The following is a 23,604-nucleotide window of genomic DNA, read 5'->3' as shown; positions in this document are numbered from 1 at the left end:
CATGGACGGCGCCCGTCAGACGAAGCATCTTGTGGAACGGAGGTCGCGCATGCGGAGAGCGATGCTGATCCTCGCCGGGCTCGTGATCCTCGGTTCGTCCGTACGAACCGCGGAGGCCCAAGAAAAGGACAAAAAACCTCGCGGCGCGATCACGCTGTCGGAGGTCACGATCACCGGCCGCATCGAAAAGCCCATCGCCGCGGTCGACGTGAGCCGCATCCAACCGAAGCTCACGCTCGCCGAGCTGCGGCAGCCGTTCCTCGATCGCATCGAGGAGGCCATCTTCAAAGATCCTTTCTGATCCAACGATCCCGCCTCGACGCTTGATTCTCGCGCTCGGCGCCCTCATCGCCCTCGCCTCCGTGTTCCTCGCGTGGGCGCACCTCGCGCGCGTCCGGCGCGCGACCTCCGGCAAAACCGCCGAGCTCCTTGTCGCGCTGAAGCGCATCCCCATGAACGAACGCGCTGCGGCCCTCGCCGCGCGTGCGCCGGAAGGCAGCGTCGAGCGCCGCCTCGCCGCGGTGATCGCGTCGACTGACGACACCTCCGACGACGCCCGCAGCGCCGCCGTCGACGAGCTCCTCGCCGAGATCGAGCTCGCCCTCGACGCGAGCGCATCCTGGCCCGGCGCCGCCACGCGCATCGCCGCCTACGGAGGCCTCCTCCTCGCGGTGATCACCGTCCTCCTCCGCCCCGGATCGATCTCGTTCGCCGCGCCCGCGCTCCTCGTCGTCGGCCTTGGCGGTGCGGCCACCTGCGCTGCCCTCGGTCGTCGCGCCCGCGAGCTCGCCGACGACCAGCGAAAAGCCGTGGACGCGCTCGTCGACGCCCTCGGCCTGCGCGAGCGCATAGCCCCAGGCGCCCCCCCGCGAGCGCCTCGCCCGGGCCGAAGACGCGGCGCGTGAGCCGTGTGCTTTACCGATCTCCCGCGCTTGTGTACCCTTCCGGTTGAAACTTCCGTGTCGGCTGGGCGTCTTCATCGCCCCAGGCGGAGGCCCTTTTCATGACGCAGACGACGACGCAGACGGGGTCCGGGACGAAGCCCGGTCAGATGACCGCGGTCATGCGGGCCATGAACCAGGCGACGGGCCCCAAGGTCCTGCGCGTCGGGGTCGTCCAGGGCGGCAAGGTGATCGAGGAGCGCATCATCAAGCAGCGCACCCACGTCACCATCGGCCCCAGCGAAAAGAGCATGTTCGTCACGCCGAGCAAGAACGTGCCGCCGAGCTTTCGGCTGTTCGAGCTCGTAGGAAACGAATACGCGCTGAACTTCCTCGAAGGCATGGCCGGCCGCGTCGCGCTGAAGACCGGCGTGAGTGACCTCGCCTCGCTGAAATCGCAGGCGAAGAAGGTCAGCGTCGGCCAGGTGCAGGCCTTCCAGGTGCCGCTCAGCGACGACGCCCGTGGCAAGATCGTCGTCGGCGACACGACCTTCCTCTTCCAGTTCGTCGCTGCGCCGCCGCCCCAGCCGAAGCCGCAGCTCCCCGCCTCGGTGCGCGGCGGATTCGTCCAGTCGATCGACTGGACCACCACGATCATCGCGGCGTTCTCGTTCCTCCTGCACTTCGGCGCCGTCGGCACCATCTACTCGGACTGGATGGATCCGCTCGTCAACGACGAGGTCGACGTCGCGCAGATCCTCGAGACCGTGCGCAGCTTGCCCCCGCCGCCGCCGGTCGAGCAGCCGAAGGAGACCGACACGCAGCCCACGCCGGCCTCGACCGCGCCGGCCGAGGCGCCGAAGCCTTCGGCAGGCGCGTCCGCAGCGAAGGGCGCGGGCGGCGGCAAGATCAGCGACACGCGCGCGGCGGCGATCGCCAACGAGCTGAACCAGCTCGACATGCAGATGCTCGGCGCCCTGAACGCCTCGGGCAACGCGACGGCCGGCGTGCTCGATCGTGGCGACGTCCCGCTCGGCCTGCTTGACAACGCGGCCGCCTCGGGCGCGGGCGCGGGCCTCGGCGGCATCGCGGGCTTGAACCTGGGCAACGCGGGCGGCGGCACCGTTCGCCCCGGCGCGGCCGGCGGCGGCGGCCTCGCGAACATCGGCGACACGCAGGCGGCAACCGCGGCGAGCTCGCAGGGCGCGGCGAAGACGGTGAAGGGGCCGACGGGCAGCGCGAACGTCGGCGGCGCAGCGGTCTCCGGCGGTAACGTCGCGAACGCCTCGTCCGTCGTGGCCGGCATGGCCGCGGGCTTCCGCCGTTGTTACAACCGCGGCCTGCAGGCCGACCCGACGATGAAGGGCTCGGTGCGCATCACCGCGAAGATCGGCCCGAACGGCGAGGTCCTCTCCGCGTCGCCCTCGGGCGGCGGCGGCCTCTCGGGTGACGTCATTTCCTGCGTCGTGGCGCGCGTGCAGAGCGCGCAGTTCTCGCCCCCCGAGGGCGGCGGCGCGACCGTCGTCATCCCGGTTTCGTTCGTCAGCCAGTAATCGCGCGCCTCGATCCTGCTCGCGTCCAGGGCGCGTGAATGTTCCTCCCCCGCGCCGCAACAGAATGCCCGAGAGACCATCGTGGACCGGCCGCGCAAACGGCTGGATTTCCCGGGGTTTCTCCGCCTGCCCGCGTTGACAGGTGCGCTCGCCCGCTTCTATAGTGACCCCGTCTGGCCCTTCGGAGGACTTCGATGCAGCGAGAACGGATGCTCGGCTTCGGCGCGCTCTGCGCGCTTTCGCTGCTCGTTGCGGCCGGCATCGCGTCCGCGCAGGCGCAAGGCGCGCCTCCGGCGCCGCCCGACACGAACGCGGGGTTGCAGCGTCAGGTCACGCTGACGCCCGCGCAGCAGCTTCAGGAGACGGACACGTACCTCGCTCGCATGGAGAGCGCGCGCAGCGTCGTGCGGCGCCTGCTCGAAGAGGCGCGGGCGCAGCGCGACGTGGTGAAGACGCTCTGCCTGAACGACAAACTCAACCAGATCGACGTGACGCTGCGCAGCGCGCGCGAGCGCCGGCAGTCGCTCGATCTCGCGGTGAAGCGCGACGACGCGGATCTGTCGTCCCACGAGTTCACGATCCTCGGCGTCTTGCGGCAGCGCGTCGAGCAGCTCACGGCCGAGGCGAACCAGTGCATCGGGAAAGACGCCGACATCCTCGGCGAGACGTCGACGGTCACGCAGATCGATCCTGGGATCCCCGACGATCCGGCGTTTTACCCGCCTCCCATCATCGTCCAGGAGCCGCCGCCCTCCGCGAGCGTGATCAAGTGACGCGTTGGTCCGGACCGCCTCAGCCTCACCTGATCCCATGAAGACCCGTGGCCTCCTGATCGCGGCCCTCTCCTTCGCGACCCTCGCGCCCGCCACGGCGTTCGGTCAGGACCAACCCTGGCTTGCCGATCGCCGGTTCACCGTGGGCCCGGGCTACCGCGTCGGCGACTACGAGCTGCACCCGGGCGTCGCCCTCGAGTTCGGCTACGACTCGAACTTCTTCCTGCGCGCGAGCGAGGGCGACGCGGCGGGCGAGCCCGTGGGCGCGATGCGCCTGCGCGTGACGCCGTCGTTCTCGTTCTCGACGCTCGGCCCGCAGCGCAAGGGCGGCTCCACCACGCAGGCGCCGCCCACGGCCGAGTTCTCCGGCGGGCTCTCGGTCACCTACAACGAGTTTTTCCCCGTCTCCGGCCCGACCGAGGGCAAGGAGCGCATGTGGGAGCAGCGCAACCTGAGCGGCCTGTTCGACGTGCGCCTGAACATCCTGCCCTCGCGCCCCTGGTCCGGATCGATCTACGCGAGCGTCGGACGCCTCATCCAGCCCACGCAGGAAGGCGTCATCCGCGAGGATTTTTCCGAGAGCTACAACCGCTTCACGCCGAACGCGGGTGCCGAGCTCGTCTGGAACCCGGGCAGCGGCCTGCTCGATTGGCGCATCGGTTACAACTTCGCCGGCACGGTGTTCGAGTCGAACCGCTTCACCGGCCTGACGAACATCCACCACACCTTCCAGACGCGAGGCCGCTGGCGCTTCTTGCCACGCTCCGCGCTCCTCTACGACGCTCGCATCGGCATCGTTCAGTACCTCGATCCGAGCGACAAAACGGGCTCGACGCCGCTCCGTGTGCAGATCGGCTACAACGGCCTCATCACGAAAAACTTCGGCGCGCTGCTCATGGCCGGCTGGGGCGCGAGCTTCTACGACCCGAGCTCCACCGAGACGGAAGAGACCGTCCAGGACTTCGATAGCGTCATCGGCCAGGCCGAGCTCCGTTATTTCCTCACGCCGAACCCGAGCTCCGATCCGCAGGCCGCGAGCACGACGCTCTCGTCCGTCTCGCTCGGTTTCACGCGTGACTTCTACGACTCGTACATCGGCTCGTTCTTCGAGCGCGATCGCGGCTACCTGAAGCTCACGTATTTCTTCGGCGGCCGTTTCGTCGTGATCGTCGACGCCGGCGTCGCCGCGCTCGTCAACCCGTCGATCAACACGCCGAGCATCCAGGAAAACCCCTGGACCGACATCCGCATCGACGCCTCGGGGTTCGCCGAGTATCGCTTCAAGGACGCGTTCGGCGTCAACACGACGCTGCGCTACAACTCGCGCATCAGCGACAACTCTCTCACCATCCCCGGCATCGGCGAGGACAAGCTCCAGTGGCAGCAGTTCGAGGCCTACCTGGGCGCCCGCTGGCTCATGTGATGCGGAGGCGCGACCTCCTCGCGACACTCGCGATCGGCACGATGTTCGTCGCCTGCGGTGGGCGTCCGCGCCCCGCGGATCTGCCAGCCCCCGTGAGCAACGCGACCATAGGCGTGGGCGACGTGTTCGAGATGCGCATCGTACGCGAGGACAACCTGCCCACGGCGTTCACGGTCGCGCCCGACGGCACGGTCGATCTGCCGTACATCAAGCGCCTCAAGGTCGCCGGGCTCGAGCCGCAGCAGATCGCCGAGGCCGTGCGCAAGCGGCTCGTCGACGACGAGATCCTGACCGACCCGATCGTGAGCGTGAGCGTGAAGGAGTACAACTCCAAGCGCGTCGAGGTGCTCGGCGAGGTGCAGCGTGCGGGCTCGCTGCGTTTCGAGCCCGGCATGACGCTGCTCCGCGCGATCTCGCTCGCGGGCGGCTTCAACCAGATGGCCGCCCGCGACAAGGTCACGATCCGCCGTCAGGTCGGCGACAAGACGCGCGCCGCCATCGTGAGCGTCGAGGACATCATCGACAACGCGATCCCCGACGTCCCGCTCCAGGCAGGCGACTCGATCAACATTCCGCAGCGCGTGTGGTAGGCGTTCGACGCCGGGGTTGTCCGGGCGTCAGTGCTTGCGGGACAAACGGAAGTGGCGCTTGCCCGTGGCGGGATCGGTCGTCGGCGCCTCGATCTTGAGCATGCCGAGCGCGACCTCGCGGACGCGGCCGTCCTTCTCCTGCCGCAGCCGGATGCGCTCGCCGTCGGAGCTCATGACCTCACACTCGCCGAAGTGGAAGTGGCTCACGAGGTCCCCGGTCTCCGGGTAGACCTCCACGTCGTCGCGGTGCTGCATCGGACGCGCGAGCGGCGTCGGGGCCGAAGGGAGCTCGGCGGGCGCTGCGGGCGCGGCCGCAGGGAACGGGGCGGGCGCGCGGGGCGGCTCCGGGTGCGTGATGCGCGGGGCAGGCGCCGCGGCGCGCGCCGGGGGAGGGGAGGGCGCTTGCGGTTGCGGTTGCGGCTGGGCCTGCGGTTGCGCCTGCGACGAGGCGGCAGCGGCAAAGGAGCGATCGTCGCCCTGCCGTACGAGCGCGACGTCGTCGAGCGCGGTCGCGAAGACCTCGAGCGAGAGGGCGCGCGCCGAGAGGATCTCGCCGGCGACCGTCTGCAGGCCGAACGGGCTCTCCTGCACGAGCGTGGCGTAGAGCCGCACGCTCACGGCCGCGCCGTCCTGCGCGATGTTGCCCGTGATCGAGACGGCCATCACGGGCGTGTCGATCCGCCGCGTCACACGCGCGCCGTCCGCGTCGACGCTCGCGAGCTCGACGCTGTCGAGCACACCTGTTCCCGACAGCCGACCGGCCCTGGCGGAGGCCTCATCGAGCGCCTGCGCGAGCGCGCGCGGCAGCTCCTCGCCGCTCTCGGCTCTCACGACGAGATGGCGAATACCCTTCGATTCGACGACGTTCATCGACGCTTTCCTCGTTTGTCCCGCTGCACCGTGATCTCGAACTGCGGCACGGTCGCAGCGCGCTTTTCCCCCGAATCTCCTGTCGCCGCCGTGATGCGATCCGCCGGCAGGCCGGCGGCCACGAGCGCATCCTTCACCACGATCGCTCGCTTCTCGGCGAGCGAAAGGGCCTTCGGCGACTCGTCGCCGGCACGGTCGGCATACCCCTCGATGACGATGGTGGCGAGCGGAGCGCGGCCGAGAGCGAGCTGCGCCATCTGCCGCAGCATCTCCTCCATCGGCTTGGCCAGATCCGCCTTGCCCGGGGCGAACCGCACGGGCGTCTCCGCGATGATGCGATCACCCGACCAGCGCACGAGCGACTTCGCGCCCGCCTCGGGGCAGCCGTCCGCGTCGTCCTTGCCGTCGATCGTCTCGGCCTGGAGCGGGCACTTGTCTGCCTTGTCGGCGACGCCGTCCTCGTCGTTGTCGACCTCGGGGCAACCGTCGTCGTCCTGGAAGCCGTCGAGATCCTCGCGCGCGTCGGGGCACTGATCGGCCGCGTCGAGAACCTGATCGAGATCGTTGTCGGGATCGGGGCAGCCGTCGTCGTCCTTGAAGCCGTCCTTGTCCTCGGCGCCGTTCGGGCAACGATCGACCTTGTCGAGCAGCCCATCGCCGTCGTTGTCGGGATCGGGGCAGCCGTCCGTGTCCTGGAAGCCGTCCTTGTCCTCGGCCTCGTTGCGGCACTGATCGGCCTCGTCGAGCACGCCGTCCTCGTCGTCGTCGGGATCGGGGCAGCCGTCGTCGTCCTTGAAGCCGTCGACCGTCTCGGCCGCGTCGCGGCAGCGATCCTGCGTGTCGGGGATGCGATCCTTGTCGTTGTCGAGATCGGGGCAGCCGTCGCCGTCCTCGAAGCCGTCGCGATCCTCGGCGACCTTCACGCACTTGTCGTCGCGATCGAGCACGCCGTCGCTGTCGACGTCACGGCCCGTGGGCGCGTAACGCGCGGCGAGGCCGAAGCGAAAGCGCGGCGTGGTGACCGCGGCCTCGGACGAGAACGGGATCGGGCCGCCGCCGGAGAGCGTGAAGGACATGTCGCCGCCGAGGATCGGCGCCGTCGTCGCCGAGAGGATCCACTCCGCAGGCACGAACGCGGGGCTCTCGGGCTCATCGACCGTGCGCGCGGGCGGGGCCTGCGTGGCGAAATTGTACAGGGCAAACGCCTCGCCGGCCGCGGTGAGCCACCCGTCTTGCAGGATGTCGAACGACGCGCCGAGCGAGCCGCCGAGCTGCGAGCCGACGCGCGCGTTTACCAGGCGCGACTCGCCGCGGATGCGCGCGCTCGCCTCGACACCGGCCTCGAAGCGGCCGCGGCGGTACGACGCGAGGACCGACGGGAACCACGTGATCGTCCGGCCGCTCGCGAACGCCTGGGCATCACCTGCGGGCACGGCGAGCTCGAAGCGGCCGATGATGCTCGCGCCGTCGGCGCTGCCCGAGCGAGGACGAGGAAGGATCGACGCGGCGAAGCCGAAGCGCACGTCGCGCATCGAGCTCCGGGGCAGCTCGTCGTCGCTTGCCGTCGCGATGCCGGCGCCCGTGCCGTCCTGGTAGAACGTGATCGGCACGGCGGCCGTGATCTCGAGTCGATCGTGCACGCCGAGCGACCACAGGAAGGTCGCGTTCACGGCGTTGTCGACGACGGGCACGATGGTCCCGTCGGGATCCGGCGACGCGACGCGCAGGCCGATCGGCCGCGAGAGATAACTGAGTGCGAGCCCGAACGAGGCCTTGCCGGAGGGCGCGAGCACGGGCGTGCCGAGCGAGAGGAACGGCCCTGCGCCCGCGTGCACCCAGAGGTTGTCCGCGTTGATGCAGCCTGAAATCTCGGCGCGCGGATCACACTGCGCGTGCGCGGCGTCGGGCGCGAAGGTCAAGGCGGAGGTGGCCGCGAGGAGCGAGCCGAGCAAGCGAAGGCGATGGGGCTTCTGGGCAGGAAGGAATGTCATGGCAGGTCGGTCCGGGCCCGGTCCCAGCGCCTTTCGTGCCCGCGAGAGGCGGACGCGTCCGGCGTACGGCGCGCTGCACGTCTACTCCTTTCCCGTCCGGAGTCAAAACGGCAAACGCGGCGAGCCTGCCATGTCGAAGAAGCCGTGGTAGGACAGGCGCGCCGCGAAGGCCCGGAACCCGCCATGATCGACGAAACGCACCCCTTGCTGCTGGGCTCGGCGTCGCCGCGGCGCCGCGAGATCCTCGGGACGCTCGGCCTGCCCCTCCGGGTCGTGTCCCTCGACATCGACGAGCGGCTTCTGCCGGGGGAGGAGCCGGGGCCCTACCTCGAGCGGATCGTGGCGGACAAGCTCGCCCGAGCGGTGCCCCACGCGGTGGGCGTGGGCGCGGTGCTCGTGGCCGACACGTCGGTGATCCTCGACGAAAAAGCGCTCGGAAAGCCCGCGGACGACGCCGAAGCGCGGGCCATGCTCACGGCCCTCGCGGGGCGTGAGCACGAAGTCTGGACCCGCTTCGCCATCGCCTCCGGCGCCGATCCCACCCGCCCCGTCCACGCCGAGACCGTGCGCACGCGCGTCTTCTTCCGCGCGCTCGACGCCGACGAGATCAAGGCGTACGCCGCGACCGGCGAAGGGCTCGACAAGGCCGGCGCGTACGCGATCCAGGGCATCGGGAGTTTTGCCGTGGCGCGGATCGAAGGTTCGTACTCCAACGTCGTAGGCCTCCCTGCGTGCGAGGTGATCGCCGCCTTGCGCGGGGCGGGCCTGCTCGGGCGTTTCCCACGCCCCCCGGTCGCGTGACGTCCGAGCGCGCGGCGCCCCGCTCGCGGGACACCTGGATCGTGCTCGCGGCCGCGCTCGTCGCGCGGCTCGCCGTCATCGCTTGGGCCGCGTCGCGCTTTCCAGAGGCCGCGGACGGCACGTTTTATCACCGCATCGCCGAGCGTGTTGCCGCAGGCCTCGGCTACACGTGGCTCTGGCCCGACGGCGTCGTCACGTACGCCGCGCATTACCCCGTCGGATACCCCGCGCTCATTGGTGGAGCGTACGCGCTCTTCGGCGCGCATCCGGGCGTCGCGATGGCGCTCAACGGCTTGCTCGGCGCGCTCGCGGCCGTCGCCGTCCATCGCCTCGCGGCGCGCGCGGTTCCCCCGGGCCCGGCGCTCGTGGCGGGCTTGCTCGTCGCGCTGCATCCCGGCCTCGTCGCGTACACGCCTGCGCTCATGAGCGAGGGCGTCACGGCCTCGCTCGTCGCGTGCGCCGCGTGGGCGGCCGCATGGGTGCGTGACGCCGTGCCTCTCGGCGCGCGACGTACGATCGGGGCACGCACCGCTGTCCTCGGCATCGTCGTTGGCCTCGCGACGCTCGTTCGCCCCCAGAGCCTCGTCTTCGCGCCGCTCTTCGCGCTCGTTGCGGTCGCGCCGCTCACGGGACCTCGTGCGCGTGCGCTCACGCTCGGCTTCGGCGCGCTCGCGACAGCTGCGGCTCTCGCCGTGTGCGCGCCGTGGACGATCCGCAATTGCGAGCGCATGAACCGCTGCGCGCTCGTCAGCGTCAACGGCGGCTGGAACCTGCTCATCGGCGCAGATCCCGCGTCGACCGGCGCGTGGTCGCCGATCAAGGTCCCCGACGCGTGCCGCGAGGTCTGGGACGAAGCGGGCAAGGACGCCTGCTTCGGCCGCGCGGCCACGCTCTACATCACCGAGCACCCGGGCGCGTGGCTCTCGCTCGTCCCGCGAAAACTCGCCGCGACCTTCGACTACTGCGGCGCCGCCGGCTGGTACCTCCACGAATCGAACGGCGCGGCCTGCGGCGAGCGCTGCAAGTTCGGTCTCGGCGTGGCCGAGACGCTCTACGAGCGCGGCGTCCTCGCCCTCGCGCTCGTCGGCCTCGCGCTCTCGACGTCGGCAAGCCGCGCCCGCCGCATCGCCACGCTCGCCGTCGTGGGCCTCGGGCTCGTGTTCTTGTTCCAGGTGCACGCGTGGGTCGCCTACGCGGCCCTGGTCGTGGCGGCGCTGCTCGGCGGCCGCTCCCTGCTCCGCGGCCCCGTCCTGCCTGCCGCTGCGGTGACCGTCCTCGGCGCGACCCTGCTCACGCATGCGGTTTTTTTCGGCGCGGGACGCTACGGGCTCGTGACGTTTCCGCTGATTGCGGGGATGGCGGGGCTCGTGTTCGCGCGGACTAGAACGCGCGCTTGAACCAATACAGGGGGTGCCGCCGCGTGTGGGGGATGCCGAGCACGAGCACGCACTCGGCGTGAACCTCGAACGCGACCGCGTAAGGAAACCGATCGACGAGGGCTCTTCGAATGAGCGTGGGACCGCCTTCCGTGCCGGGCCAAACCGGAAACGCCGCGGGGGTTTTACGCACGCTTTCGATCACCCGCGAGACTGCGCCGACGAACTCGTCCCCGAGCCCGGGTTGCTGCTCGTCGTACCAGTGGGCTGCTGCCTGAAGCTCGCTACGTGCTTCAGAAAGCAGCTCGACGCGCACGACGCTCCGCAAGCTCGGTGAGGAGTTCCGTCCGCGCGTCTCCCCACGCGATGGTCTGGACCTTCCCCTCTGCGACCTTTCGCGAACGGCGCTCCAGCTCGGGCGCCCACGTCGCCGCGACTTCCTCTTCGTCGAGGATTTCCAGGCTGAGGAGAAGCGCCTCCGCGACCTGCACCCGCTCTTCGCGAGGGAGCTTCAGGACGTAGGCGAGCAGCTCTTGCGTGGACATGGGACAAAGGTAGCACGGCTCGGGCACGCCGGGCACGGGGGCGGGCGGCGCCGTCAGCCCGGGGCGGCGTCGAGTTCTTCTCGTTCGGTCGTCCACTTGGCTCACGGCTGCTCCTCCTCCCCGTTCCCCCCGCGCCCCCGCCCCTCCTGCACTGTCAAATCCTTGAAGAACAGCCGAACCTCCTCCCCCCGCCCGAGCTCATTCAAAACCCCGCGCACGATCGGCTTCGCCACCTGGTTGTACGTCTTCAGAAAGTGAGCCCGCGCTGCCGCGAGCCCCGCCGTCGTCGTCACCGACCGATTCGCCGCCCCGCTCTTGCCCGACAGCGACGCGTCGAGCGCGGAGCGTGCCCCGGCGATCTCCTGCTTCCACGGCACGAACGCATCGAGCCCTGCGTTCCGCGCGACGTCGAACCCTCGCAGCACGTCCGCCGCCTTGGTGACCAAATCCGCCGGCTTCAGCGCCGCGACCTCACCCAGGTTTTTCCCCGGGTAAAACGCCTCGAAATCGAAGCTCGTCCCCTTCGGTAGCGATCGCAGATACGCATGGAACCGCGTCACCACGTCGCGCACGGCCTCCTCTGCCTCGCCCGTCCCCCCGCGCTCCGTGCGCACCTCGCTCCGCTGGCTCCTCACCTTCGCGAGCTCCGTCTCCACCGCCTCCACCGCGCCGAGCACCCGCGCGATCAGCTTCGCGACGTCCACGAGCTCCGAAGCCCCGACGAGCTTCTTCGCCTCCGTCACGAAATGCCTGCCGTATTCGCTGACCTCGCCGTCGTCGATGTACCGATCCGCCATGTGCGCCTCCAGAACCGGAAGGGCTAACCATGAGGGTTCCGTCTGACAAGGGCAGGACACCACCCGAGCAGGAACGGATACGGCCCTGTCTTGATCAGAACCGTGGACATCGCGCTCGCGAGCACCTCCGCCGCATGCAGAACCCCTCCCCACCGCGCCGGGATCCCCTTCTGCGCCGAGCAGTCGTCCTGCCGTGCACGCATGGACACTCCTCCGCGCCGCGCCGATCCGCCTCGAACCCCAACGACGCGTCGCTCCGCAGAGCCCCGAACCCCCGCAGATCAACCCCCGATGCACCTCTGCGCGCTGCAGACGCCCATCCCTGTGCGATCCCGCACGCTTCTGTGCCGTCCAGAGGCCTCTCCGGGTTCGCCTCCGGCAGCCCGATCACCGCGACTTTGACACGCTCCGCGAACCCGAGCATTCTTGCGCCTGAGGGCTCTAGCTGGAGTCCGCTGTTCGAGGTTCGGAGGAGACGACCCGATGCCCCTGATCGAGACCGAGGAGGCCGCACGCCGTTTGGCGCGCGCCATTGCGAGCGACCTCTCGCTCTACAACGAAGAGAAGATCGTCCAAGGGATCCAGAACGACGATCTCTTCACCGTCCTCGCCGAGGAGATCGAGGAGGGGCGCGCCCTCTACAAGAGCCGCGTCTCCCCCGACCTCTACGCCAAGAATTTCTACGACCGCGCCATCGTCGACATCCTCGTGAAGTCGAAGGGGCACGTGAAGTCGAAGATCTGGTAGCAACGCGGCTTGCTCGGCCTGGATGAACTGCGCATTGCGCAGTTCATCCACCTTCGGTCCAGGCCGTGCCTGGTCCGGGTCCAGGGGCGGACAGCCCCTGGTGGGGTGAAGGGGCAACGCCCCTTCTCAGCAGGCTCGCCGCAGCGCCTCGATCACGCGGGCCATGTCCGCGGGGATCGGGCTTTCGAAGTGCAGACGGTTGCCCGTCGCCGGGTGCTCGAAGCCGAGCACCCGCGCATGCAGCGCCTGACGCCCGAGCGACTCCGCGATCGCGCGGAGCCCCGGATCCCGGGGCGGCTTCCCGTACAGAGCATCGCCGAGGATCGGCGTCTTCCCCCGCTCCGACAGGTGCACGCGGATCTGATGCGTGCGCCCCGTCTCCAGACGGCACGCGACGAGCGTCGCCGGTCCGAGCCGTTCGAGCACGTGCACGCGCGTCACCGCGCGCTTGCCCTCCTGCACGTGCGTCGTGAACCGCAGCCGATCCGTCGGATGCCGGCCGTGCAGCGTCTCGAAGGTCGCCTCCTTCGCCTCGCCCACGACGACGGCCACGTATTCGCGTTCGATGTCGTGCTTCGCGAAGCACGCCTTCAGCGCCTCGCGTGTCTCCGCATCCTTCGCCACGACGAGCAGACCACTCGTGTCCTTGTCGAGCCGATGCACGATCCCGGGCCGCAAGTGCCCCTCGGGATCCCGCGGATCGGCGCCCGCACGTTCGAAGCCGCCGCGGCCGAGCAGCGCGTTGACCAGGGTCCCGCTCGCGTGCCCCTTCGCCGGATGCACCACGAGCCCCGCGGGCTTGTCGATGACGACGAGGTGCGCGTCCTCGTACACCACGGCGAGCGGGATCGACGCGTCCGGCTCCGCGCGAGAAGGCTCCGGCGGCTCCGGGGTCACGTCGATCCGCGCGCCCGCGGCGACGGCCATCGACGCGCGGCCCGGCTTGCCGTCGACGAGCACGCGCCCGTTCTCGATCCAGCGCTGCACCGCGGCGCGTGATGCGGCCGTGCCTGATTTCTCCAGCAGGCGCACGACGAGCTTGTCGAGGCGGTCGCGCGGATCGGTCGCGCTCGCTTCGAACGACGAGGTGACGAGGGGCTCGGGCGCGCGTCGCATCACGGACCGCGAATCAGTAGTCCGTGCTCTCGTCCTCGTCCTCTTCGCGCGAGACGAGCTCCGGGTTGTGCGCGAGGTGCGAGTCGAGGTCGTCGAGCATCGCGCTCTGGCGCAGCTTGAGCACGCCGAGCTGGTGCGCGAGGTAGAGGTCGAAGGCCGTGTACCGCGGGAAGACGCGCACGTTCGTCTCGTCGTTCTCGAGGCCGAGGATCACGAGCTCGCCGTCGCGCCGCGCCTCGCCGAGGTAGAGCGCGTTCCAGGGCTGCCCTGGCTTGTTCGGCAGACGCACGACCTTGCCGCGGATGCGCGAGTCGGTCCATCCGAGCTCGACCATCGCCTCGGCGAGCTTGCGGACCGAGCTCATCTTCGGCTGCGGTGCGCGTGGATCGGTGCCGAAGCGGTGCCGGCCCTTGAAGCGCTTGCCGAAGCTCGCGAACGTGAAGTCGTAGGCGAGGAACGTTCGCAGGGTCGGCGGCAGCTCCACCATCAGCTTGGACTCGAGGGCGTCGAGCGCGCTCGAGCTCGCGCCGACCACGCCCGCTCCCTCCGGGCGCTTCGAGAGCTCCTCGATGACGCGCTGTACCAGCCCGATCCCTCGTTCGATGGTCGCCATGGCTCCGCGTAGCCGACCGTCAAGGCGTGCGTTCTGTCAAGAGATTCCGTTGATCTCCGGACCCTTCCGGCACGGGCTGCCCGCCGAGAACGGCCGCGCCATGTTTGGCGCGGAGCAGCCCGAGCGCCGCGAACCCGACGGCGACGGCAAACCACAACGTGGCAAACCGCACGAGGATCATGGCCGCCGTCGACGTCGCCGCCTCCACGCCGCCGAGCCGCGACATCTGCTCTTCGAGCAGTTTTTCCGTCACGCCGAGCCCACCCGGGACCGGCACGAGCGCGCCCGCGAGCGTCGCCGTCGAGTAGAAGAACATCGTGAGCGGCATCGACGCCTGCTCACCGAAGCCGCGCAGGATCACCCAGAGCCCCACACCTTCGAGCGACCACGCGCCGATCGAGAGCAGCGTCGGCCACACGAGCTGCGCGGGCGAGACGATCGTGCGGAGGCCCGAGAGCGCCTCTTCGATCTTCGGCGCGACCTTGCCGCCCACGCGCCCGAGCGGCCCCGGGAGTTTGGGGAGAAGCCGCACGACGGCGCCGCTCACCGCGGGGACCGAGACGAAGACGAGCAGCGCGACCACGGTGACTGCGCCGATGCCGGCCCAGATCGCGCCGCCGGGGAAGCTCGCGCTGCCGATGGCGATGATCGCGATCACGCCGATGAGATCGGTCACGCGCTCGGCGATGACGATCGGCGCGGTGCGCTCGATCGGCACCTTGCGGAGCTGGAACAGGATCAGCGACTTGAAGACCTCGCCGACCTTGCCGGGTGTGACCGTCAGGACGAACCCCGACAGGAACACGAGCAGGCTCTCGAACTTGGGCACGCCGCGGATGTCGAGCCGGGCGAGGTAGTACTCCCACTTGAAGTAGCGCAGGAGGTAGTTCCCGAACGCGAGGGCGCAGGCGATCCCGAACGTGGACCAAGCGTACGTCGCGAGGCGCGCGGCGATGAGGTTCGCGTCGCGGTAGAGGACGAGGCCGCCGTAGAGGGCGACGCCGAGCAGCATCACCACCACGACGCGACGGACCAGCGTGTTCAAGAGTCCGCTCCGTTCAAGGCGCTCTCAGGTTCTTCCGGGCGCGACGGACGCGCACGACGAGGTAGATGATCGCGCCCAGCACCACAGCAGCGCCGAGCGCGGCGACGGCCCACTTGGGCGCGACCACGATTCCGCGGGCCAGGCCCTCGGGGGGCCGTTCCGTTCTCGTCTGAAGCGAGTTCACGCGGGCTCGTCGTTACACGGGCCTAGGGGGAAGGGCAAGAAGCGGTATTCTCCACGACGCGACAAGGACGCGGTTCGAAGGAGGCATGGGATGGGTCTGCTCGACGGCAAAGTGGCAATCATCACGGGCGCGGGCGGCGGAATCGGCCGCGCCGAGGCGCTTCTCTTCGCCCGGGAAGGCGCGAAGGTGGTCGTCAACGACGTCGGCGGCGCGCGCGACGGAACCGGCGGAAGCGACGCCATGGCGCGAAAGGTCGTGGACGAGATCACGGCGGCGGGCGGCGTCGCGGTCGCGAACTTCGACTCGGTGGCGACGGCCGCGGGCGCGGCGGGCATCGTGAAGACCGCGCTCGACGCCTTCGGCCGCATCGACGTGCTCGTCAACAACGCGGGCATCCTGCGGGACAAGACGCTGCTCAAGCTCGACGAGGAGCAGTGGGACAGCGTCGTCGCCGTGCACCTCAAGGGCACGTTCCTCGTCACGCAGGCCGTGGTGAAGCAGCTCGTCGCGCAGGGCGGCGGCGGGCGCATCGTCAACACGACGAGCGTCTCGGGCATGCTCGGCAACTTCGGGCAATCGAACTACGCGGCCGCGAAGGCCGGCATTTACGGTTTTACGCGGACCGCGGCGATCGAGCTGCAGAAGCATCGCATCACGGTGAACGCGCTCGCGCCGGTGGCGAAGACGCGCATGACCGAGGATCTTCCGATGTTCCAGGCCGGCATGGAGTCGCTCACGCCGGAGCACATCGCGCCGGCGGCGCTCTTCCTGGGCTCCGAGCTTTGCGGGGATCGGACGGGGCACGTCCTCGCCGTCACGGGCTCGCAGGTCTTCGCGTACAAGGTCGTGCAAAGCGCGGGAAAGTTCAAAGACGAGGGCGCGGCGTGGACGGCCCAGGAGATCGCCGACCACTGGGACGCGATCACGAAGGTCTGAGAACGGGCGGGCGGACGACGTTCTTCGCTGGTTTCCGCCCGTGCCTTGCGCCGAGGCTCACGAACGCGTCCCGTTCTCCGCCCAAGATCCCGCCCGGAACGGCCCGTTTCGGCCATCCCGGTCGTTGCTGGGCTCGGACACGGATGCTAGTTTCGATTTTCAGCGGCGGCCGTCGTGAGCTTTCGCTCAGGACTTCGTCGCTGGGTAACTCGTCGTTTTGCCGGGTGAAGTCTCCCGGCCACGTCGAATGGGTGGGTGCTGGGTTCGTTCCCACGATCTGCCCCTTCCGCCCCGGGAGCCTCACGAACCGGCATGTCGCGCGAAGCCCACATCCCCCTGCTGCTCTGGATCTCTGCAGCCATCGTCGTCCACTGGGCGGGCGGTAACGGTGCGGTGGAGGTCGCGCAGGTCGTCGAGGATCGCGCACAAATCCGGAGTCTCGTCGAGTCGGTTCGCGAGGGGCTGCGTCCGCAGGACACGGAGTTCGAGGTCCTCGTCGATGCGCCCGCGACGCCTTCGCCGCAGGAGGCCGAGCCGCCCGAGGAGAAGGCCGACGAGACGAACGACGACGAAAAGCCGGATCCGGATGCGGTGCCGGAGCAGCCGTTGCCGCCCAAGATCAAGCCGCCTCCGCCGAAGAAGGAAGAGCCGAAGGTCGAGCCGCCCAAGGTCGAGCCTCCCAAGGAGGAGCCGAAGGTGATCCCGCCGCCGCCTCCGCTCGTGGCGCCGCCGCCTCCGCCGCCTCCACCGCCGCCGCCTCCTCCGCCTCCGGAGGACGTCGCGAAGCAGGAGCCGCCGAAGCCGATCGAGCCGGATCGCCGCATCGCGGTGCGCCAGCACGTCGAGCCGAACCAGAAGGACAATCCTGACGCGAGCCGCATCGCGGATCAGGCGAACACCGTGAAGGAAGAGACGGTCGCGCGCCTCAGGTCCCATGATCAGGATCACGCGAATCCGAACGCGGGCGAGATGAAGAAGCCCGCAACCTCGGGCGAGGGGAACGACGACCACGAGAAGGTCGCCGAGAGCGAGGAGAAAGCCGGCTCGAACAAGGCGCCCGGCGAGTCGAAGGATCGCAGCGAGAGCGCCGAGCACCACCACACGGCCAAGCCCGCGCCGCCCGCGGCCGCGATCGCGAAGGCCTCGCCGCCACCGATGGCGCCTGGTGGAACGACCGGTGGAGGCGCGAATGCGCCGAAGACGCCCGCAGCTCCGCCTGCGAGCCCCGGCGGCGCGGGCCCCGCGTCACCCGAGGTTGTCGCGGGCGTGGGCGCAGGCGGGTTCACGATGGATCCGGCAAACCCCGGCGGCGACGGCAAGAGCCGCAAGGCCGGAAAGAAGCGGCAACCGGCGCCTTATCAGAGCCCGGTGAAGGTCGGCTCCGTGGGCCTCGGCGCGCCCGGGATCGCGGGTGGGCCGAACCTGAATCTGTCGCACGCGGGCTTCGAGGCTTCGGTCGGTCGGGAAAAACTCGAGGCCGAGCGCGCGGCGGACGGTGCGGCGCGGCGCAGCGCGCACCGCGGCAAGTGGGAGAAGAACAACTTCGGCAAGTACAAGGCGGCGATCGAGAACTACGAGCCGACGGTGAAGGTCGGAAACCAGACGGCGCTGAACGCCGCGCAGTCCGCGTTCGCGGCGTACCTGAACACGATCCACAACCGCCTGCACCCGATCTTCGCCGAGGAGTTCCTCGCGTCGCTCGACAACCTCCCGCAGGAGCACACGTTCAACAAGAACCTCGTCACGCACCTTGAGATCGTGCTGAGCAAGGACGAGGGAAAGATCGTGAAGATGGGCGTGACGAAGGCGAGCGGGATGACGGCCTTCGACATCGTGGCGCTGAACTCGATGAACCGCGCCTCGCCGTTCGGAAAAGCGCCCGACGCGATCGTGTCGCACGACGGCCGGGTCTATCTGCACTGGGAGTTCCACCGCGATCCGGTGGACGCGTGCAGCACGCGCAACGCCTATCCGTATCTCCTGCCCGACCCGAAGGGCGGAAGCGGCGTCTCGCCGGTCGGTCCGCCGCGTGCGCCGACGCTCACGCCCTCGGATGAGCGACGTGGCCCACCGCCGCTCCTCCCTGTTCCGACCCGCTGAGGTGGCTCGACAGCGCAGCGCCGGGGTTTCACCCCGGACCCGACCAGGGCGCAGCCCTGGACCTCTGGTGCAAAGGCCGCGGTGCTCGATGCAACGATTCGCGCAGGAGCCTGTGCAACAACCTCGACGATTGAAGGATGGCAGGTTTGTCTAGGACAACGCGAGACGGCCCGCCCCGAAGCTGGTAGCATCGCCCCACGATGTCCAAGGACGCTGCATCCGCCGCTCGCGTGAGCATCGCGCGGATCGAGCAAACGCTCGCGGACTCGCCGGCTTTCGTCCGTGTCGAGCCGCGCTTCTACGTGGTCCGACAGGGGACGGCGTACATCTACATCCAGATCATCCCGTGGGAGCCCGACCGCGCCGTCGTGCGATTCGTGGCTCAGCTCGTCCGCGGGGTCGAGATGACGCCCGACCTCGCGATGAAGCTCCTGCGCATGAACGCGCGCCTCCGGTTCGGGGCCTTCGGTTACGTTCCGCAGGGCGCGTGTGTGGTCCTCGTGCACACGCTGCTCGGCGGCGAGACGCTCGATCCGGACGAAATCCTCGCCGCGCTGCGCGACATGTCGGTCATCGCCGACGAGTACGACGACCGGATTTTCGAAGAATTCGGGGGGCATCGCATGCAGGACCTGATCGACGCCTCAGCCGCCTCGGCGTTCTTCGACGACACGGTCCACCTCCGCGACTGGAGCGATGCGTGAGCCTGCGCCTTGCAGGGAGCCGCTTGCGACGAGCCCGACCCCGATGAGCACGGAAGGCGAAAGCACCGAAGCGCCCGAAGCGTCCGAAGCGCCCCGATCCGCCCCGCCCGCGTCACGTGAGCAGCCCCCGACGAGCTTCGGTGTGCTCGGGTTCGTCCGGCCGCTCGCGGTGTTCGGGGTGCTCGCGATGCTGCTCGGACGTGCGTTCGGCCCCTCGGTGCGAGGCCTGGCCGTCGGCCTCGGCAGGACGGGCGACTACCTCGAGCTCGCGGGCGCGGCGATGTCGCAGTTCTTCCTGATCCTCGCGACCGTGGGCGCCATGGCGCTCGGGCTGTCGGCGCTGCGCGCGGGTTTGCCAGCGGTGGTGCGTTTCGGCGCCGTGTTCGCGAGCGGGCTCGTCGTGCTCGTGACGCTCTCGGCGTCGGCGTCGCGCGTGCCGGAAGCTTCGCTCGTGCTGGTCGGCGGTGTCGCGTGCGTGCTCGCGCTGCTCGCGGCGTGGGACACGATGCGGACGCCGTTCGCGCGGGCGACGGCGGTGATGCTGGGGCTGCTCGGGCTCGGTGGGCTCTCGCGGGTCGCGTCGGTGCTCATCGTGATGCGTGACGGCGTCGCGCCGGAGGCGCTCGCGCGGATCGCGCGCGGCGTGTCGACGGTGGGCCTTTTGCTCGACGGCGCGGCGATGGCCGTGGCCGTGGGGTTCGTCGCGTCGCGCGGGAAGAAGCTCACGAGCCCGGCGACGGTCGCGGCGCTCGCGGTCGCGCTGTTCGCCACGCGGCAAGCGCTCGCGGGCACGTCCGACGAGGCGGCCGCGGTGAGCGTGCTGCTCGCGCGTGCCGCGAAAAATCTGGTCTTGCGGCCCGAGCCGTTTGCTTCGCCCGTGATCGCCACGTTCGTCGCGTTCGCGGCGCCTGCGATCGCGGTCGCGGCGCTCGCGACGCGCACGCTGACGCCGGCGCTCTCGGGGGCGATCGCGCTCCTCCTCGTGGCGCGGGGCGCGCCGGACGTGCCGCTCTGCGCGCTCGCGCTCGTGCTCGCGTCGCTCGCGACGGTGCTCGCATCGCGGGATCACCGGGGGCTCTGGGCGGCGATCTCGCGTGCGGAGTCGACGCCGGGCGAGGGCCCGGGGACGGGCGAGGCGAAGGGCGCGCGTCCGGGCTGAGGGGTTCGGTTTTCTCACGATCTGGCGAGACGAACCCGCGCGCTCCGTTGACGTGCCGCGAAGCGTTCACTAGGACGCGGGGAGCGCTCGATCGGGCCCTCCCGGGGCGCATCGCGAACATGACGTCACATCGAACAGCCTGGATCGTCCCTTCGGTCGTGATGCTCGTCGCCCTCGCGGCGGGCTGCCAGAACCAGAAGGAGACGGGGAGCTCGCCCTCGCCCGCGGCGTCCGCGGCGGCGAGTGCCGCGCCGGCGGGCAAGCTCGGCAGCGCCACGCTGCGCGGCGAGGTGCGCTTCACGGGACAGCCGCCCGAGATGAAGGTGCCCGCGAAGCGCGCGCAGGCGACCGACGTCTGCAAGGACAAACAGCTCGTCCACGACGCCGTGATCGTCCAGGGGGGCAAGCTGAAGGACGTGCTCGTCCGCATCGCGCCGAAGAGTTTTGACGGGCGCTACGACGTGCCGCCGGCCGCGACCGTGGATCAGCTCGACTGCATGTACGTGCCGCGGATCCAGGGCGTCCTCAGCGGGCAGGAGGTCGTCGTGAAGAACAGCGACCGGACGCTGCACAACGTGCACACGTACCTGGGCGCCGAGACGGTCTTCAACGATGCGACGGCGATGGGATCGCCGCCGATCGCGAAGCGCTTGCCGCCCTCCGGCATCGTACGGTTCGGATGCGACATCCACCCGTGGATGCGGAGCTTCGTCGTGGTCACCGATCATCCGTTCTTCGCGGTAAGCGGCGCGGATGGAGCGTTCCGCATCGATCGCGTGCCGGCCGGGAAGTACAAGCTCGAGGCGTTTCACGCCCGGTACGGCGTGAAGACGCAAGAGGTGACGGTGACCGACGGGCAGACGCTCGAGGTCGCCTTCTCGTTCGACGGCACCGAGTCGGAGCCGCCCGAAAATCAGGGCGAGCTCCAGGGACTTTGGTAGGCCCGACCCCGTTGTCTCGAACCCGGGTTGACCCCACGATCGCGCTGGGCTTTCCTCCCGCGCAAAGCGCCCCCGCGCTAGGCTCCCCCCGCTTCATGACGTCGTCCTGTATGGTCGCTGCTGCTGCTGCCGTGTTTCCTGGCCTCACACACGTGCCCCCGGGTGCTGCATCTGCTATCGAGGTGCGCGCATGACGATCCCCGCGGAGCCGCTCGGCGACGTGCACGTGAACCGCCGTGATTCGGGGTACGAGCAACACGAGCGTTCGTTCGGGGCTGTGGCGCGCGATCTCGTCGCGCTGACCAAGCCTCGCGTCACGGTCATCGTGGTCGCGACGATGCTGGGCGGGGCCTGGGTCGCGAACCGGTACGCGCGCGAGCAAGGGCTCGCCGGGGTGTCTCCGGGTGTTGTCATGCTCTCGCTGCTCGCGACGATTCTCGTCGTCGGCGGCGCGAACACGCTGAACATGTACCTGGAGCGCGACACGGACGGGTTCATGGCCCGGACGAAGAACCGACCGCTGCCCGCGGGCCGGATCTCGCCGAAGCTCGCGCTCTGGTTCGGCCTCGCGATCTCGGCGCTCTCGCTCGTCTTGTTCGGTCTCGCGGTGAACATGACGACGACGCTGCTCGGGGCGTTCGCGTTGTTCTCGTACGTGCTCATCTACACGCCGCTGAAGCGAAAGACGACGCTTTCGCTGCTCATCGGTTCGGTGCCCGGGGCGATCCCGCCGCTGCTCGGCTGGACGACGGTGACCGATCGCATCGACGGCCCCGGCGCGGCGCTCTTCGGCATCCTGTTCCTGTGGCAAGTACCGCATTTCCTGGCGATCTCGATGTTCCGCAGCCGCGACTACCAGCGCGCTGGTCTCAAGGTGATGCCGATCGAGCGCGGGGATCGCCACACGCGCAACCACATCGTCGGGTATCTCCTCGCGCTCGTGCTGGTCTCGCTCCTGCTCGTCCCGATGGGCGTCGCCGGACCCGTGTATCTCGCCTCGGCCGCGCTGCTCGGCCTCGGCTTCCTCGGCTTCGGCGCGTGGGGGCTACGCCCGACGGTGCTCGGGACACGATGGGCGCGCAGGCTCTTCGCGATCTCCATCGTGTACCTGATGCTGCTGCAAGCCGCGCTGCTCGTCGGCGCGTGAGCACCCCCGATGAGCGCTGAAAGCATCGGTCGTCTCCTCGCGCCGCTGAACGCGCTACTCAACGCGACCAGCGCGACGCTGCTCTTCGCCGGCTTCATCGCGATCAAGCAGCGAAACATCGAGGCGCACCGGCGGAGAATGCAGGGCGCGTTCATCGCGTCGGGCGTCTTCCTCGTGAGCTACGTGGCGCGCTTCGCGCTCACGGGGACGCATCGGTTCCCCGATGTCGGGGTCGTCCGCACGATCTACCTCGTGATCCTCTCGACCCACACGCTGCTCGCGATGGCGGCGCTGCCGCTCGTGATCGTGACGCTCCGGCTCGGCCGGCAAGGGCGCTTCGAGGCGCACCGCAAGCTCGCGAAGATCACGTTCCCGATCTGGGCGTACGTCTCGGTCACGGGGATCATCGTGTATCTCATGCTCTACCACCTCGCGCCGATGCTCGCGCCCGCGGCCCACGCGCCTTGACCGTGCGCGGAGCGCCGCCTACACCGCACGTCGTGACGTCGCGCGTGGAGGCCAGAGGCGAGGGCGGAACGGACGCGGGGGCCGCACCCCCGCAAGACACGCGACCTGCGGCGTCGCCCACGCCCGCGCGCGCGAAGCGGTTTCCGTGGCTCGTCTTCGGGATCGTGTTCGTCCTGGTGCTGATCACGCGGATCGTGATCACGCCGCGCCCGTCGGCACCGAAGCCAGTGCTCGAGCTGCCCGCGTACACGCTCACCGATCACCACGGAAAACCCTTCGGAGCGGCCGATCTGCGGGGCAAGCCGTACATCGCGGACTTCGTGTTCACGAGTTGCCCGAGCGTGTGTCCACGCCTCACGAAGCGCATGGTCGAGGTGCAGAAGCGCACGGAGGATCTCGGCGACAAGCTCCACCTCGTGACGTTCACGGTCGATCCGGAGAACGACACGCCCGAGGTGCTCGCCGCCTACGGTCGCAAGTACGGCGCCGACGACGCGCGCTGGACGTTTCTCACGGGTCCGCTCGGCGAGGTGGAGACCGTGGTGCTGCGCGGCTTCAAGATCGCGATGGGCAAGAAGGAGACGAGCGAGGGCATCCTCGAGATCTTCCACGGCGAGCGCCTCGTGCTCGTCGACGGTGAAGGCAAGATCCGCGGCTTTTACGATGCGGACGAGGCGGGGATCACGGGGATCGTGCGGGACGCGCGGCTCCTCTTGAAGTGAAGCGCTCGTCCCAAGGGGGACGCCTCGCGTCCCCCTCTCGACCGGGCAAAGCCCGGCCGATTCAGCCCCCGAGGCGAGCTCGCTGCGCGATCTCGCAGAGCAACGATCAGGTCGCTGCTCTG

General features: G+C 69.6%; 26 protein-coding genes. 17 read left to right on the top strand and 9 right to left on the bottom strand.

Annotation, left to right across the window (positions count from 1 at the left end):
• Nucleotides 1-49: 49 nt before the first annotated feature.
• The 6 genes from KEG57_RS30840 to KEG57_RS30815 all read left to right on the top strand — a co-directional run bounded on the left by KEG57_RS30840 (nt 50) and on the right by KEG57_RS30815 (nt 5,220).
• Nucleotides 50-301 carry a hypothetical protein gene (locus KEG57_RS30840; RefSeq protein WP_272425088.1) on the top strand — a complete coding sequence of 84 codons (252 nt, stop codon included), beginning with the start codon at nt 50-52 and terminating at the stop codon, nt 299-301.
• A 22-nt stretch (nt 302-323) separates the two neighbouring features.
• A complete protein-coding gene (locus KEG57_RS30835; RefSeq protein ID WP_272425087.1) occupies nt 324-905 on the top strand; it encodes a hypothetical protein in 582 nt (193 codons plus the stop codon).
• 98 nt (nt 906-1,003) lie between these two features.
• The gene (locus KEG57_RS30830; RefSeq protein WP_272425086.1) at nt 1,004-2,434 is read left to right on the top strand and encodes an AgmX/PglI C-terminal domain-containing protein; all 1,431 of its coding nucleotides are present in this window, start codon (nt 1,004-1,006) and stop codon (nt 2,432-2,434) included.
• Nucleotides 2,435-2,628: 194 nt separating this feature from the next.
• Nucleotides 2,629-3,207, top strand: a complete 579-nt coding sequence (locus KEG57_RS30825; protein WP_272425085.1) for a hypothetical protein — start codon at nt 2,629-2,631, stop codon at nt 3,205-3,207.
• A 37-nt stretch (nt 3,208-3,244) separates the two neighbouring features.
• Nucleotides 3,245-4,630, top strand: a complete 1,386-nt coding sequence (locus KEG57_RS30820; protein ID WP_272425084.1) for a hypothetical protein — start codon at nt 3,245-3,247, stop codon at nt 4,628-4,630.
• Nucleotides 4,630-5,220 carry a polysaccharide biosynthesis/export family protein gene (locus tag KEG57_RS30815; protein ID WP_272425083.1) on the top strand — a complete coding sequence of 197 codons (591 nt, stop codon included), beginning with the start codon at nt 4,630-4,632 and terminating at the stop codon, nt 5,218-5,220. The genes KEG57_RS30820 and KEG57_RS30815 overlap by 1 nt, the downstream gene beginning before the upstream one ends.
• 27 nt (nt 5,221-5,247) lie before the next feature.
• Here the strand turns inward: KEG57_RS30815 and KEG57_RS30810 are convergent, their stop codons facing one another.
• On the bottom strand, nt 5,248-6,090 hold the full coding sequence (locus KEG57_RS30810; RefSeq protein ID WP_272459100.1) for a PPC domain-containing DNA-binding protein: 843 nt from the start codon (nt 6,088-6,090) through the stop codon (nt 5,248-5,250).
• A complete protein-coding gene (locus KEG57_RS30805) occupies nt 6,087-8,081 on the bottom strand; it encodes an OmpA family protein (protein ID WP_272459099.1) in 1,995 nt (664 codons plus the stop codon). The genes KEG57_RS30810 and KEG57_RS30805 overlap by 4 nt, the downstream gene beginning before the upstream one ends.
• A 183-nt stretch (nt 8,082-8,264) precedes the next feature.
• On the opposite strand from KEG57_RS30805, the gene KEG57_RS30800 reads away from it, so the two are divergent.
• On the top strand, nt 8,265-8,882 hold the full coding sequence (locus KEG57_RS30800; protein WP_272459098.1) for a Maf family protein: 618 nt from the start codon (nt 8,265-8,267) through the stop codon (nt 8,880-8,882).
• Nucleotides 8,879-10,279 carry a hypothetical protein gene (locus tag KEG57_RS30795; protein ID WP_272425079.1) on the top strand — a complete coding sequence of 467 codons (1,401 nt, stop codon included), beginning with the start codon at nt 8,879-8,881 and terminating at the stop codon, nt 10,277-10,279. Before KEG57_RS30800 ends, KEG57_RS30795 begins: the two co-directional genes overlap by 4 nt.
• Here KEG57_RS30795 and KEG57_RS30790 read toward each other — a convergent pair.
• From KEG57_RS30790 to KEG57_RS30780, 3 genes are all read right to left on the bottom strand, one after another.
• Nucleotides 10,263-10,574 carry a hypothetical protein gene (locus KEG57_RS30790; RefSeq protein WP_272459097.1) on the bottom strand — a complete coding sequence of 104 codons (312 nt, stop codon included), beginning with the start codon at nt 10,572-10,574 and terminating at the stop codon, nt 10,263-10,265. The two genes, KEG57_RS30795 and KEG57_RS30790, sit on opposite strands and share 17 nt — an antisense overlap.
• A complete protein-coding gene (locus KEG57_RS30785) occupies nt 10,552-10,803 on the bottom strand; it encodes an addiction module protein (RefSeq protein ID WP_272425076.1) in 252 nt (83 codons plus the stop codon). The genes KEG57_RS30790 and KEG57_RS30785 overlap by 23 nt, the downstream gene beginning before the upstream one ends.
• 101 nt (nt 10,804-10,904) lie before the next feature.
• Nucleotides 10,905-11,600, bottom strand: coding sequence for a hypothetical protein (locus KEG57_RS30780; protein ID WP_272459096.1), 696 nt, complete (start codon nt 11,598-11,600; stop codon nt 10,905-10,907).
• A gap of 483 nt (nt 11,601-12,083) precedes the next feature.
• On the opposite strand from KEG57_RS30780, the gene KEG57_RS30775 reads away from it, so the two are divergent.
• Complete coding sequence (locus tag KEG57_RS30775) at nt 12,084-12,347, top strand: hypothetical protein (RefSeq protein ID WP_136931342.1); 264 nt, start codon at nt 12,084-12,086, stop codon at nt 12,345-12,347.
• Nucleotides 12,348-12,473: 126 nt separating this feature from the next.
• Here the strand turns inward: KEG57_RS30775 and KEG57_RS30770 are convergent, their stop codons facing one another.
• From KEG57_RS30770 to KEG57_RS30755, 4 genes are read right to left on the bottom strand one after another with little or no spacing between them, the layout of a single operon-like run.
• Nucleotides 12,474-13,463, bottom strand: a complete 990-nt coding sequence (locus KEG57_RS30770; protein ID WP_272425074.1) for an RluA family pseudouridine synthase — start codon at nt 13,461-13,463, stop codon at nt 12,474-12,476.
• A gap of 13 nt (nt 13,464-13,476) precedes the next feature.
• Nucleotides 13,477-14,076, bottom strand: coding sequence for an SMI1/KNR4 family protein (locus tag KEG57_RS30765; protein ID WP_272425073.1), 600 nt, complete (start codon nt 14,074-14,076; stop codon nt 13,477-13,479).
• A 19-nt stretch (nt 14,077-14,095) separates the two neighbouring features.
• Nucleotides 14,096-15,121: a lysylphosphatidylglycerol synthase transmembrane domain-containing protein gene (locus KEG57_RS30760; protein WP_272425072.1), complete on the bottom strand. Its 1,026-nt coding sequence runs from the start codon at nt 15,119-15,121 to the stop codon at nt 14,096-14,098.
• Between the two features lie 13 nt (nt 15,122-15,134).
• Complete coding sequence (locus KEG57_RS30755; RefSeq protein ID WP_272425071.1) at nt 15,135-15,305, bottom strand: hypothetical protein; 171 nt, start codon at nt 15,303-15,305, stop codon at nt 15,135-15,137.
• A gap of 90 nt (nt 15,306-15,395) precedes the next feature.
• On the opposite strand from KEG57_RS30755, the gene KEG57_RS30750 reads away from it, so the two are divergent.
• The 8 genes from KEG57_RS30750 (at nt 15,396) to KEG57_RS30715 (ending at nt 23,482) form a co-directional block, all read left to right on the top strand.
• Nucleotides 15,396-16,241 (top strand): SDR family NAD(P)-dependent oxidoreductase, encoded by an 846-nt coding sequence (locus KEG57_RS30750; RefSeq protein ID WP_272459095.1) that lies wholly within the window; start codon nt 15,396-15,398, stop codon nt 16,239-16,241.
• Nucleotides 16,242-16,553: 312 nt separating this feature from the next.
• Nucleotides 16,554-18,341, top strand: a complete 1,788-nt coding sequence (locus KEG57_RS30745; RefSeq protein WP_272425069.1) for a hypothetical protein — start codon at nt 16,554-16,556, stop codon at nt 18,339-18,341.
• Between the two features lie 200 nt (nt 18,342-18,541).
• Nucleotides 18,542-19,045, top strand: a complete 504-nt coding sequence (locus tag KEG57_RS30740; RefSeq protein ID WP_272425068.1) for a T3SS (YopN, CesT) and YbjN peptide-binding chaperone 1 — start codon at nt 18,542-18,544, stop codon at nt 19,043-19,045.
• A gap of 43 nt (nt 19,046-19,088) precedes the next feature.
• Nucleotides 19,089-20,204: a hypothetical protein gene (locus KEG57_RS30735; RefSeq protein ID WP_272425067.1), complete on the top strand. Its 1,116-nt coding sequence runs from the start codon at nt 19,089-19,091 to the stop codon at nt 20,202-20,204.
• Nucleotides 20,205-20,323: 119 nt separating this feature from the next.
• Nucleotides 20,324-21,145, top strand: coding sequence for a carboxypeptidase regulatory-like domain-containing protein (locus KEG57_RS30730; RefSeq protein WP_272425066.1), 822 nt, complete (start codon nt 20,324-20,326; stop codon nt 21,143-21,145).
• A gap of 190 nt (nt 21,146-21,335) precedes the next feature.
• Nucleotides 21,336-22,292, top strand: coding sequence for a heme o synthase (gene cyoE, locus KEG57_RS30725; RefSeq protein ID WP_272425065.1), 957 nt, complete (start codon nt 21,336-21,338; stop codon nt 22,290-22,292).
• A 9-nt stretch (nt 22,293-22,301) separates the two neighbouring features.
• Nucleotides 22,302-22,760, top strand: a complete 459-nt coding sequence (locus KEG57_RS30720; RefSeq protein WP_272425064.1) for a DUF420 domain-containing protein — start codon at nt 22,302-22,304, stop codon at nt 22,758-22,760.
• Between the two features lie 32 nt (nt 22,761-22,792).
• Nucleotides 22,793-23,482: an SCO family protein gene (locus tag KEG57_RS30715; RefSeq protein ID WP_272425063.1), complete on the top strand. Its 690-nt coding sequence runs from the start codon at nt 22,793-22,795 to the stop codon at nt 23,480-23,482.
• Nucleotides 23,483-23,604: the final 122 nt, after the last annotated feature.

This window comes from Polyangium jinanense, from assembly GCF_028435365.1.
This window is presented reverse-complemented; position numbering and strand designations above follow the sequence as displayed.

Excerpts from the sequence above, each read along its gene's own strand:
- KEG57_RS30815 (WP_272425083.1), top strand. The coding sequence starts at position 4,630 with ATGCGGAGGCGCGACCTCCTCGCGACACTCGCGATCGGCACGATGTTC.
- KEG57_RS30735 (WP_272425067.1), top strand. The coding sequence starts at position 19,089 with ATGAGCACGGAAGGCGAAAGCACCGAAGCGCCCGAAGCGTCCGAAGCG.
- KEG57_RS30765 (WP_272425073.1), bottom strand. The coding sequence starts at position 14,076 with ATGGCGACCATCGAACGAGGGATCGGGCTGGTACAGCGCGTCATCGAG.
- KEG57_RS30770 (WP_272425074.1), bottom strand. The coding sequence starts at position 13,463 with ATGCGACGCGCGCCCGAGCCCCTCGTCACCTCGTCGTTCGAAGCGAGC.
- cyoE (WP_272425065.1), top strand. The coding sequence starts at position 21,336 with ATGACGATCCCCGCGGAGCCGCTCGGCGACGTGCACGTGAACCGCCGT.
- KEG57_RS30730 (WP_272425066.1), top strand. The coding sequence starts at position 20,324 with ATGACGTCACATCGAACAGCCTGGATCGTCCCTTCGGTCGTGATGCTC.
- KEG57_RS30805 (WP_272459099.1), bottom strand. The coding sequence starts at position 8,081 with ATGACATTCCTTCCTGCCCAGAAGCCCCATCGCCTTCGCTTGCTCGGC.
- KEG57_RS30780 (WP_272459096.1), bottom strand. The coding sequence starts at position 11,600 with ATGGCGGATCGGTACATCGACGACGGCGAGGTCAGCGAATACGGCAGG.
- KEG57_RS30720 (WP_272425064.1), top strand. The coding sequence starts at position 22,302 with ATGAGCGCTGAAAGCATCGGTCGTCTCCTCGCGCCGCTGAACGCGCTA.
- KEG57_RS30840 (WP_272425088.1), top strand. The coding sequence starts at position 50 with ATGCGGAGAGCGATGCTGATCCTCGCCGGGCTCGTGATCCTCGGTTCG.
- KEG57_RS30740 (WP_272425068.1), top strand. The coding sequence starts at position 18,542 with ATGTCCAAGGACGCTGCATCCGCCGCTCGCGTGAGCATCGCGCGGATC.
- KEG57_RS30785 (WP_272425076.1), bottom strand. The coding sequence starts at position 10,803 with ATGTCCACGCAAGAGCTGCTCGCCTACGTCCTGAAGCTCCCTCGCGAA.
- KEG57_RS30810 (WP_272459100.1), bottom strand. The coding sequence starts at position 6,090 with ATGAACGTCGTCGAATCGAAGGGTATTCGCCATCTCGTCGTGAGAGCC.
- KEG57_RS30820 (WP_272425084.1), top strand. The coding sequence starts at position 3,245 with ATGAAGACCCGTGGCCTCCTGATCGCGGCCCTCTCCTTCGCGACCCTC.
- KEG57_RS30750 (WP_272459095.1), top strand. The coding sequence starts at position 15,396 with ATGGGTCTGCTCGACGGCAAAGTGGCAATCATCACGGGCGCGGGCGGC.
- KEG57_RS30830 (WP_272425086.1), top strand. The coding sequence starts at position 1,004 with ATGACGCAGACGACGACGCAGACGGGGTCCGGGACGAAGCCCGGTCAG.
- KEG57_RS30825 (WP_272425085.1), top strand. The coding sequence starts at position 2,629 with ATGCAGCGAGAACGGATGCTCGGCTTCGGCGCGCTCTGCGCGCTTTCG.
- KEG57_RS30800 (WP_272459098.1), top strand. The coding sequence starts at position 8,265 with ATGATCGACGAAACGCACCCCTTGCTGCTGGGCTCGGCGTCGCCGCGG.
- KEG57_RS30775 (WP_136931342.1), top strand. The coding sequence starts at position 12,084 with ATGCCCCTGATCGAGACCGAGGAGGCCGCACGCCGTTTGGCGCGCGCC.
- KEG57_RS30745 (WP_272425069.1), top strand. The coding sequence starts at position 16,554 with ATGTCGCGCGAAGCCCACATCCCCCTGCTGCTCTGGATCTCTGCAGCC.